We start from the raw sequence: 11,719 nt of genomic DNA, 5'->3' as shown, positions 1-11,719 counted from the left end.
ATAGGCGGACGCTTTCCACGGGGTGAGCGACAAGACTCACCGCCGCTCACGCGTCGTTTGTGATGTCTTTTCTGCCTCACTCATCCCACTGGAGTCTCCGCATGCCGCTTCAATCAACGAAGTGATAAATGTTTATATTTTAATAACAAAGTACTATTTATGAAATTAACTTACACATTACCATTCTGTTTCATTTGAATTATATAAATTCTCATTTTTCCATAAAAGTATTAGACTTTCTACCGATAAATTAGGTATACATATAAATTCTAGAAATTTTAAGGAGGCAATAAATTGTCCAAAAAACGCATGCTCATACTCCCAATGATAATTTTACTATATAGTTACTTCCTCTATCCGGTTCAGACTAATGCAGCCACTATTGTAAAAGGAACATTTGTAGACGTCTCTTATGAAAATGTTTCTTTACCTAATGGGGCTATTGATAAAAGAATAAAAACAATTACCATTCAAAATAGCAGCGGTAAAACAACTACTTTAAATATCGATAAATACGCTTCCCTCTCCATTAATTCTACATCGACAACAATAGATGCATTTAAGTTAGGAATGAAAGTGGAAGCTGATGTCAATTTACGCAAGGTGAAAGCACTGCGCGGCTTCATTGATGTATCTCAAGAAAATACAGATGCTATCGGAAAATCCATTGCTGGAACAATTAATAAAATTGATAAAAAAGGTACTTTTATTTCTATCAGACTTGATAATGGAATATCAAAAACCTTCTATATAAATAATGAAACGGAATTTTATAAAGACACTAATCTTGTTGATCTAAGCCTCTTATACGAGGGCGATCGAGTGAAGTTAAAGATAGAAGAACATAACTCTAATATACTTACTTCTGTTGAAGTAATTACGCAAGGTGCTATAATAGAAAACCTTTATAAAGGTACTATTAAACAAATTGACCCGATTCAAAACAAGTTAATTGTAAAAGATGAACAAGTATTTCGCGATTGGAAATGGCAATCTCAAATACCTGTTGGTAATTCTTCCAAAACATATTCAACCAAAACACCAATCTTTGTTGGCAATAAACAAATAGAACAAGATCAGCTCCGCTACTATGCCAATGATGAAGTTTACTATGTGACAGTTAGTCAATTCGATAAAGAAATCATTCAAAAGATCGTGATAAAGCGGACGAATGAACGAACGTTTTATGAGCCTATGACTTCTATCAATACGACTACCAAGAAAATTGGATTAAAAAATATAGGGATTGTTCCATATCATGACGGATCCATCATTATTCGTAATGGAAGATTAGTTGACTCCTATAGTCTTCAATCAAGTGGAACAGCCTTTGTCGTAACAGATGGAACGAATACAAGCCAATACGCAAACATTGTGCATGTGACAAATGATGGATTCCAAAGCCCAAATTTAGCAGAACACGACGTTTATTATGGAAAAATTAGCTCCGCAGGGACATACAATATAACCATTAATAATGCGAAGAAACTATCAAACAACTATTGGACTACTGCTCCAATTACAAGTCTTACTATGAGTAATGATACGAACGTGGTGGAAGATTTCAGACGTTCAACAATATCCGTAGTCCCTAGAAATGAAATGGATGAAAGAATTGGCCAATATGGCTACTTCTACGTTCAAGACAACCAAATTGTTGCCGCTCATATTGTTGGTACTTCGACTAATATCGCTCAACTAGTTTCCGTAGGACGCCTAGAATCTGCAGCGCATGGAACAACACTTCGAGTACAAAACGTAAGCCACTGGTACCAAGGTATTTGGAAAGAAGCAGGGAAAATTTATAGTATGAATGTTGAACAAGCTACAATTATTAAAGATGGAAAAGTAATAACCATTGATGAATTAGAACCAAATGATCGACTATTCATCATTCATGAATCTGTTGTAAAAGGACGTATCATTTTAGTCAATTAAGTAGAAAGTGGCATGTGAGCATCTATGTTTACATGCCATTTCAACTTTGACAAGAAAAGAGGGAAATAATATAAACATGAACACATTCATTAAGAAACTATCTATTTATTTTACAGCAGTTATCTTATCACTTGTTTTATTCAATGAAACAACAAATGCAAAAGCACCTGACTTTAATGGGGGTGTATTAAATGAATATACATATGAAGAAGTATTCTTCTTATCTGGAGCACCTGTTAAATTTTCTGGAAAAGCGACCATTACAGAAAAAGAAAATAAAAACCTAATAACGACAACTTATAAATTTAATCTCTCCAATGCATTAGGAGATAAATTAACTAGAAGTATTGTATATGTCTCTACTTTAGAAGCTTTTGAAGATAAAGGTCAAACTACCTCCAATACTTCTGTCAAAAGTTTTTCTGAAAAAGTGACAATCGGTACGGATACCTATACATTAGATGATTTTCAATTTTCTCAGGCTTCTGTCATTGATAATCGACCTGCAACTGATTACTATTCAGGTAATATAGTCGGTCGTAAAATTTATCTTAAAACTTCCAAAGGAACAGGAAGTTCAACAAATAAAGAGACCATTACCGTATTTATTAATGGACGAGATGTAGGATATAAAAACTTTTGGGGTGCTACTGAAACACAAGTCATGGATTACGAAATAAACACACGTTTAGGAAATGCATTTATCACGAGCAAAGTTTCGGACAGTAAATCGAAAATACTTCAATATGAAACACATCCTCCTTCTCTATCTAGTTTTGTTGGTGGGCATACCGTTATTAACTCAAGCAATATGATTTCGGAATATACATATGATATTCCATATGCAAAAATTGCAAGTAATAAAAATGGAACTATTAATCTAAATCAAGAAAAAGTTCCAACAATCGAACGACTAATTGTCCCTAAATTTCGCGATTTATCTAACCACTGGGCAAAAGATGATATCGAAAAGCTGTATTCTCTCGGTATTTTTGATGAATCAAGTTCATTTTTCTCCCCAAATACACCAATGAAGAGATACCAATTTACAATAGGAGTATTAAGGGCTGTGGATCTTCGTGTTCTAGAACAACCTAAAAATAAAAAGCCTCCTACTAAAGCAATTTTTTCTGATTTAGATCCTAAAGATCCTGATTATATATATATTGAGAGTGCCGTTGAGAAAGGCATTATTAATGGAGTTAACCCAAGTAAATTTGCACCAAATCAACCTATTACGAGAGCTCAAGCTGTAGCTATCCTAGTTCGTGCTTTAGGTTTGGAAGGGCGCGCACCAAGTCCTGGATTCAAAACTAATTTTGCAGATGACAATAAGATACCAACATACGCAAAGGAAAGTGTCTATGTAGCAACGGAGCTCGGCTTAATTAATGGAGATGAGAAGAATCGATTTAATCCAAATCAATCTTTAACTAGAGCACAATCTGCCGCGATGATTGCTCGATTTTTAAACTTTCTAGAAAATGATTTAAAACAAAATTATCGAGATGATATGCTCTTCTTTGATTAGGCTCTGTTAAACAATCATTTTGTTATGGACGAAAATCCACTCGCTTTCCGCGGACGAACTGCGAAGCCTCCTCGGGGCAACAGCACTCCTTCTGCGTCGAAAGGCGTAGCCGATTAATAGAAAGGAAAGATTAGATGAAAAAATTGAAAATGAAAACAATACTTCTCATGATGACTTTACTTTTGTTTATTCCTAGTATTACGCTACAAGTAAATGCTGCTAATCTCTATAAAGACATTAATAAGGATTATTGGGCCTATTCTTCAATTGTATGGGCCAATAAAAAAGGGATCATGAAAGGTTACCCTGATGGAACATTCGGACCTACTAAAGCAATAACTGAATCTCAGTTAGTATCCGTACTTTCTAAATTCGATACTTCCTTTAAAGCAACTGGTTCTTATATAACAAAGCCCGGCGAGCCTACCTCCGCTGGATATTATCGATACTTCAAAAGTAAGAATATGCCTGTAAATGGCTATACAAACACAAAAAAAAGAGATAAAGCAGTTACAAGAGGGCAGTTTGCTCGAATCATCGCAGCAGCAGATGGTCTAAATCTCACAGAACCCTATGCGGTACAGTATTTTTACAGTCAAAACCTTTCTAGTGGTTCAAGTGGAAAGAAAACCTATGAAGACTTCAATCCAGCTAAAGCATTAACTAGAGCAGATGCAACTGTTTTTCTAAATAGACTAGCAAATCGAGGGACATTTAAAATATCAGGTATAAATGGTACCATTTTTGGAAGTGATAATGTAGCGATAGATAAACCTACTGATTTCCCAGATACAGGTACAATTGTTTTTCCAGGTCCCTCTGATAAAGAACCTGATAAAAAACCTGTTTCTCCAACGTATGATTCTCGCCTAGCAGATATGGATATCCAGCATCCGACATTAATTGCAAACGGAGTAGATTCATCTTTCATTACACTCATTTTAAAAGATTGCTATGGAAACACTATTCCATATGATCAATCCATACCTTTTGTTGTTACTTCTAAATTAGGAGCAACTATTACAGGTGAACAAGGTGGGAAATGGACTAGCTCGACTACTCTATACACAGACGGTCCTGATATATCAGCACAAATAACCGCATTAAAATCAACAAAATCTCTGAATGATACAATTTCATTTAAGATTAGTGACAATAACAGCACTGGAGTAAATATGGCCTGCTATAAAAATCCTGTTTCTGTGCAAATTAGTTATGATCCACAAGCAGAGCTTCGTATTGAACATGAAGTTTTTAATAAGGATTCGTTTTTTGTTAAAGCATCTATTGTTCGACCTGGTGGTCAAATCATAACAGATTATAATGGAAAGGTTCGCTTCGACTCTGCTCAGCTTTCTTTTTCAAATAATGAAGTAAGTTTTGTAAATGGAGTTGCTAGAACTTCTATTAAATCTTATCCATGGGGGGATTCTTCCCTTAGTGCTAAAATTTCACAATCAGATGCAAGATACACAAGCGAACTTACTTCCATTTTAAATAAATTTCATAGTCACGAGATAAATGTTGACCGTCCGCTTTATGCAGATTACAGCTGCCCTAGAGACTTTGAGGTTGGATTTATTATAGACTCGTCTGGAAGTATGAAACGAAGCGATCCAAGCCGACTTCGCGTTTCTAAGTCACAGGAATTAATATCTGCACTTAATGCTCCGACAAATGTTGGTGCACATTTTGATTCAAAAGGTTACCTTCTTGGTAAAGGGTCTCCTTCCTTTATTAGTTCTACTTTTAACCAAGTTAGACAAGCTGGTGGAACCAACATTGCAGATGGACTTGATAAGGCCTTTGATTCTTTTTCAACTGGCAACACTCCCAAAATAGCTATTTTACTAACAGATGGGAAGTCTAGTCCAAGTAAAATTGTTTCATTAATTAAAGAGGCTAGAGATCGTAATATTACTGTATATACAATCGGACTTGGAGATAAAAAGTTTTTGAATGAAGAACTACTGGAACAAATAGCAAATAGTACAGGTGGTAGTTATTATCATGTTGCAGAAAGTACTGATATTGCTGCTGCTTATCAAGCAATTCTAGACGAAATTACATGTGAAACCCACTACCCAAGTTGTTCGTATTATGATCAAGGATTCCTATCACCTACTATTAAGTCTACTAGAACAAACTTTTACATGAACACGTTTATAAGTGAAAATTGTGGAGAAGTTGCTAGAGTGATCGTTCAATTTACATCACTTGAAGGTAACATTGACTACGAACTCATTTATAGGGGACAAAATTATTATGCTCTTGAAAAAGAAATACACGAAATTACGGACCTTACCCTTTTCACAGAAGGTACATTTATTGCATATGATTCTGAAGGAAATAAGATTGGCGAAAAAACCATTACGATTAAATAAATAATAAAAACGTCTCGAGTGATGTACATTCACTTGAGACGTTTTTTTGTACTCATATTTATTTAAACGAAAATGAACCAAAGAATCATGGTCACAATAATGGTTGTCACACCTTGTAACAACGTTGCCATTGTTTGTGCTTTGTAAGCATCCGTTACTTTCATACCACTGAACTGCGTCACGACCCAGAAGTAGCTGTCATTTACGTGACTCACCGTCATAGCACCTGCCCCAACTGCCATCACAACTAGCGCTAACGGTAATGCACCTTCGATACCTATAGTTGGTAGCATTGGTGCAATTAACGAGGAAGTTATGACTAGTGCTGCTGTAGAAGATCCTTGAGCTGTTTTCAATGCTGCTGCGATTAAGAAAGGTACTAATAAGAACCATGCTCCGTTTGCAAGAGCACCTAAATCCATTTGCTGCAATAAGTCTGCTACCCCAGAGTTTTTAATAACTGTACCAAATGATCCTCCAGCACCTGTGATCAATAGAATAGGGGCCGCTTCTTTTAAGCTTTCTCCAATCCATCCCGATAAAGTCTTTTCACTAATTTCCGGTAACAGTAGGAATGAAGCAAACACTCCAAATAATAACGCTACTGTTGGTGCCCCTAAAAATCGTAGGAATTGTGTAAAGCCAGTTTCGCTACCTGTCAATGCCGCTACCGAACCTATACCGATTAATACAATTGGCAATACGATCGGAAGAAAAGATTTAAATGTAGATGGCATTTTACCAAATGACTTAATTACGTCTTCATAATCTAGCGCTTCTTCCTCATCTGCTTCTACTTCAATTGTCGTACCTACTTTTATTGCCCATAGATAACCAACAATTACCGCTGGAATTGCGACAAATAAACCAACTAATATAATGGTTCCTAAATAATCTGTTGCACCTATGTTACCAGCAGCTGCAATCGGCCCTGGTGTTGGTGGTACTAACGTATGGGTTGCATATAAGCCTGTGGATAACGCAATGGCCATCGATGCAACTTTTACTTTCGCACGTTTCGCTAATGATTTTTTCAAGCTAGATAAAATAATGTACCCAGAGTCACAAAATACGGGTATCGACACAATATAACCTATAATAGACATTGCTAGCTGTGGACGTTTCTCCCCTAAAACCCGAAGCACCACTTCCGCCATACGATATGCTGCACCAGACTTTTCTAAAATAACTCCGATAATCGTACCTGCAACAATGACAATACCTATACTCGTCATCAGCCCGCCAAAACCAGCGTTTACATTTTCTACGACCGTAAGTAGTGGCATACCAGAAGCAATACCAACAAAAAACGCACTAATTAAAAGAGCTAAAAATGGATGAAGTTTGAACACGGCAGTTGCTACAACCACAAAAATAACGCCTAATAAAATGACTAAAAACAACATTTTCTCACACCCCTTTTTCTATTATTAACTTCATTGTTTCTTTTGTTCGCAATCGTAAATAAAAAGCAGCATTTCGAATCGATTCTTCTTTTGAAATCTCGCTATCTGCTACACTAGCTAGTTTATAAAAATAAGTAGATAGTTCCGAAAAACTCTCTTCTTCAATAAAACCAGAAATTAATATTACAGGAATACCTTTCTTTTTTGCAGCATTCGCTATGCCAATAGGCGCCTTACCAGAAAGTGTTTGATTATCTGTTTTCCCTTCTCCTGTAATGATGAAATCAGCATCCTCTATTTGTTTATGAAAATTAATAGCTTCCATGACAACCTCTATACCGGGTTTTAGTTCAACAGGGAAAAATGCAAGAAATGCACCACCAAGTCCCCCTGCTGCACCTGCCCCAGGTCGATTATGAAGCGTGATGCCAGTTAGACATTCAATATTATTGGCGAGATGCAATAAGTTTTGATCTAGCGTTTCTACTAAATCAGGTGTCACGCCTTTTTGAGGGCCAAAAATAGCTGTTGCTCCATTTGGACCGATAAAAGGATTATCCACGTCACAAGCGATGATAAAACGACATTCCTCTATTCGTTTATCAAAGCTAGTTACATCTATTTCATGCAAATCTCTTAATGATTGCGGTCCTTGTGGTAATGCTTCCCCGTCTCTATTTCGAAACTTCATACCCAAAGCCTGTAACATTCCAGTTCCACCATCATTTGTCGCACTACCACCAATTCCTACGACAAATTTTCTGTACCCACTATCTAGTGCATGACGGATGAGCTCCCCAGTTCCATAAGTAGAAGCTTCAAGTGGATTTTTTTCATGCTCCTCTAAAAGCGTTAAGCCAGATGCTTTCGCCATTTCAATGACGCAAGTTTTTCCGTCTCCGAGCACACCATATTCCACTCGAATTGGTCGGCCAAGTGGATCTTGTACAACGAGATGAACAGTATGCCCATTTGTTGCAATAATCAGAGGTTCAAGCGTTCCTTCTCCACCATCTGCAACAGGTAGTAGTACAGTTTCGATCATTGGATTAATCTCATTCATTGCAGCTACCATTTCTTGTGCAGCCTCTGTTGCTGTTAATGAACCTTTGAAAGAATCAGGACTAACAACGATTTTCATAGGTTCTCCTCCTTTTTGTTAAGCGCTTACATAGAATTATAGTGTTAATATTCTAAATTTACATTATACTTATTGTATAAGTTTTCTGTATTATAACAGGTGGTATTTTATACTTATCGGAGGTTCTATGATTACAAAACAACTTGCCCAACAAATTGTTGAACAGACGACGCTGAGGCTTCACCGAAATATTAACGTTATTCAAACGAATGGAATGATTCTTGCTTCAGCGGATCAACTACGTGTAGATAGTATTCATGAAGGGGCAGTTAACGTTGCCCAAACGAAAAAGCCTTTGTGGATTACAGAGGATAATAAACACTTATTTCCTAAGACGAAGCCTGGTATTAATTTACCTATATTTTTTCAAGAGGAATTAGTCGGGGTCATTGGAATCACAGGGAATCCAGAAGAAATCGAAGAAATTGCAACGCTTGTACAACTTACAACTGAAATGATGGTCCACCAGGCGTTAATTGTTTCCGAACGAGAATGGAAACGAAAAATGCAAGAGATGGTATTTGAAGAATTAATGAGTGGACAACCGCTCCAAAAAGTCATTTTCGAACGAATAAATAAAATAGGTTTTCTAAATAATCCCCCATTCCATGCAATAATGATTGAAATTAGCCCAGAATCAAAATCATACCAAAATATTTTTCAAGGAATCGAGCAGTTTTTTCATAGCGATTCTATTTTAATTGGACATTATCAATTAAACGAACATTTTATTCTTACTTCTGACCTAGACGAAAAAGTTTTTAACCGAAAAGTAGCGTTGCTAGCGGAAAAATTAAAGAAATATAATGCACTTCCTCTAGCGATTGGACAGATTGTACATTCTCTTGACCAGGTGCATTACGCTTACCAAACCGCGAAAATTGCTCTACAATTTGGTGAGCGACATAAGCCAATTATTCACTTCGAAGAGGCGGAAATTTTTTCATTGTTCAAAAAGGGAGAATCTCCAGAAGCAAAACATTTTACACATCGAGTACTATCCAATTTAGATGACAAGCTCGTTAGCACACTACAAGCATATTTTAATGTCAATCAACAACATGCAATATGTGCAGAAACATTAGCAATTCACCGACACACACTTAAATATCGTCTAAATAAAATACGCGAGTTGACTGGATATAACCCAACCATTTTTCAAGACGCCATCATACTACAAATCGCATTATGGATGACGATCGGAAAAAACTGATAAGTACAGCACAAAAAGGCAAGGCACTGGACTGCACTTGATTTCCATTTTCAAGAGTCGCCAGAAAAGCACTTTAGCCCAGAGGTAGAAACACTTGTAGAAAGTGATCGACGTGTTAGAATTTTATAGTTTCCTAAACAACAAAAAACCGTTTCAGCTTTTCCACTGAAACGGTTGTATGGATATCATTATTTTTTTGCTACATATACAGGCGCTACTTTCTTAGCACCTACGTATTTGTTCCCCCAATAATAAGGGTCATTTAATTTATCAATTCGAACACCTTTTGATGTAGAAGCATGAATGAACTTTCCACTACCTATGTACATACCAGCGTGAGATACGCCTTTACCTGATGTATTGAAGAAAACTAAGTCTCCCACGGCTAAATTCGCTTTTTTTACTGTTTTCCCTGTGCTATACATTCCTGCTGCTGTTCTTGGCAATGAAACACCATTTTTCTTGTAAACGTAATTGAGGAAACCTGAGCAATCAAATCCTGCCTTTGTTGTTCCACCATAACGATATTCAATTCCTATTAGACTTTTCGCACTTGATACGATTTGAGTTGATGCTACAGTGCTTGCTGCTTCTGTATTTCCTACAAATGTTCCCGCGGCTAAAACTACAGTTAAACTAAAGATAGTGATGATTTTTTTAAACAAAGAAGTCAAAACTTGTTCCTCCAAAAGACACGTATTGAAAAATTTATATAACTAATTTCTGAAAATTTCTCTATACCCATACTAACACGAACAAAACAGGCGTGACTTTACAGTTGTGTAACAAAATGATTACATTAATCTCATCAACAGTTTGGACTTATCATTTAGTGGAAGCTATTTCAGATTCGTTATAGCTGTTCGTTAATTTTTTCGCAAAATCCTCTAATGTATGTTGAGAATGTATTCGAATACGATTGATGCGAAGAGGGTCGTCAAACATTTTTACAGTTCCTTCTCGTATCGTAAATCCTAAACGAATGTTATTTTCCTCCATAGCAGTTAATGCCTTATCGGATGTTTTTCCATAAGGATATGCAAGAGAAAGTATTTCATTCTCTGCGTTTTGCAAGGAAGTTAAAAAAGTGGAGCCTGTATTTAGATCATTACTTATCGCAAAAGTAGATTCAGATTCTAAGTAACTTTTATTCGTTTTACTATTAAATCGATGAAAATCATGCGTATGCAATTGATAATTAAAAACATCGTCCGTTCTCATTATGTCATTAGCACCGATATATTGATATTTCCATAAATCAAACGCTTCACTTTGCTCAGGCACTTTACTACTAATCAGAAAGCTGATTGCTTTAAAATCTAATCGCTTTAAATAATCATATGCATATTCCACATTTGATAAATAACCATCATCGAATGTAATTAAAAACACTTTATCCGGGAGTGTGGCTTTTCCTTTTATCCACTCTTCAAATACATGTAAATCTACTGTTCTCCAACCATTTTGTTTCAAATATCTCATTTGTTCTCTAAATTTATTTGTTTCCAAAACAGATAAATTACCTTCATATATAGTACTCGATTTTTCATTGGCCAAATGATGATACATTAATACAGGAATTCCAGTATCTTCTTCTGTACTCTTTTTATAAATGTACCCTATTTGCCCACCAAATTGGACTTGATAAAAGCCTACTTCTGCTTCTTTAATCGGGACACGAATACCTTTTTTTATTTTACCGATTACTTTTCCACCTGGTTTTGACTGATTATAAACAGATACTTCAGATTTCGTGACAATATTAGTAATAAAAGGCTCCGGCTCTACCGAATAATTTGCTTTTCCTACTTTTCTTGCATTGTCTTTTCGTACATACATCTCGCCATTTCCGAACGGTAATACAAAATACTCTTCTGTCTCTTCTACTAAGTCATACTCCATACCTTTCAATAACCCTGCTAAAGGATAAAACTCTCCTTCTGAGAGTTTTCCATAAGCAACTTCTCTTTTTAATAATTGAATGCGTTCCTGACTTTCTGTCTCCTCTGCTGAAACAGTTTCGTCCATTAATAATATTGTACTAGCTATCACTAACAGAAAAATAACGACTAATTTCTTATACACTTTCCAAACCTCTATTCATTT

General features: G+C 36.0%; 8 protein-coding genes. 4 read left to right on the top strand and 4 right to left on the bottom strand.

Translation table 11 applies throughout. The features are described from left to right. Positions 1-294 precede the first annotated feature (294 nt). The 3 genes from MHH81_RS04035 (at position 295) to MHH81_RS04025 (ending at position 5,853) form a co-directional block, all read left to right on the top strand. Positions 295-1,938, top strand: a complete 1,644-nt coding sequence (locus MHH81_RS04035; RefSeq protein WP_340918167.1) for a hypothetical protein — start codon at positions 295-297, stop codon at positions 1,936-1,938. A gap of 76 nt (positions 1,939-2,014) precedes the next feature. Then, on the top strand, positions 2,015-3,469 hold the full coding sequence (locus MHH81_RS04030) for an S-layer homology domain-containing protein (RefSeq protein ID WP_340918164.1): 1,455 nt from the start codon (positions 2,015-2,017) through the stop codon (positions 3,467-3,469). Positions 3,470-3,603: 134 nt separating this feature from the next. After that, positions 3,604-5,853: an S-layer homology domain-containing protein gene (locus tag MHH81_RS04025; protein ID WP_340918162.1), complete on the top strand. Its 2,250-nt coding sequence runs from the start codon at positions 3,604-3,606 to the stop codon at positions 5,851-5,853. 62 nt (positions 5,854-5,915) lie between these two features. On the opposite strand, the gene MHH81_RS04020 is transcribed toward MHH81_RS04025, so the two are convergent. Together MHH81_RS04020 and MHH81_RS04015 are read right to left on the bottom strand one after the other, a co-directional pair. After that, complete coding sequence (locus tag MHH81_RS04020; RefSeq protein WP_340918158.1) at positions 5,916-7,259, bottom strand: GntP family permease; 1,344 nt, start codon at positions 7,257-7,259, stop codon at positions 5,916-5,918. Between the two features lie 4 nt (positions 7,260-7,263). Further along, entirely contained in the window at positions 7,264-8,400 is a 1,137-nt protein-coding gene (locus MHH81_RS04015) for a glycerate kinase (RefSeq protein WP_340918156.1), read from the bottom strand. 127 nt (positions 8,401-8,527) lie between these two features. Here MHH81_RS04015 and MHH81_RS04010 point away from each other — a divergent pair, with 127 nt between their 5' ends. Continuing rightward, positions 8,528-9,613, top strand: coding sequence for a CdaR family transcriptional regulator (locus tag MHH81_RS04010; RefSeq protein ID WP_340918154.1), 1,086 nt, complete (start codon positions 8,528-8,530; stop codon positions 9,611-9,613). 188 nt (positions 9,614-9,801) lie between these two features. Here the strand turns inward: MHH81_RS04010 and MHH81_RS04005 are convergent, their stop codons facing one another. Together MHH81_RS04005 and MHH81_RS04000 are read right to left on the bottom strand one after the other, a co-directional pair. Continuing rightward, entirely contained in the window at positions 9,802-10,287 is a 486-nt protein-coding gene (locus MHH81_RS04005; protein WP_340918151.1) for a C40 family peptidase, read from the bottom strand. Between the two features lie 151 nt (positions 10,288-10,438). Beyond that, on the bottom strand, positions 10,439-11,698 hold the full coding sequence (locus MHH81_RS04000; protein ID WP_340918148.1) for a polysaccharide deacetylase family protein: 1,260 nt from the start codon (positions 11,696-11,698) through the stop codon (positions 10,439-10,441). Between the last annotated feature and the right edge of the window lie 21 nt (positions 11,699-11,719).

Origin of the sequence: Psychrobacillus sp. FSL H8-0484, from assembly GCF_038005325.1 — a bacterium.
Classification (GTDB): Bacteria; Bacillota; Bacilli; order Bacillales_A; family Planococcaceae; genus Psychrobacillus.
This window is presented reverse-complemented; position numbering and strand designations above follow the sequence as displayed.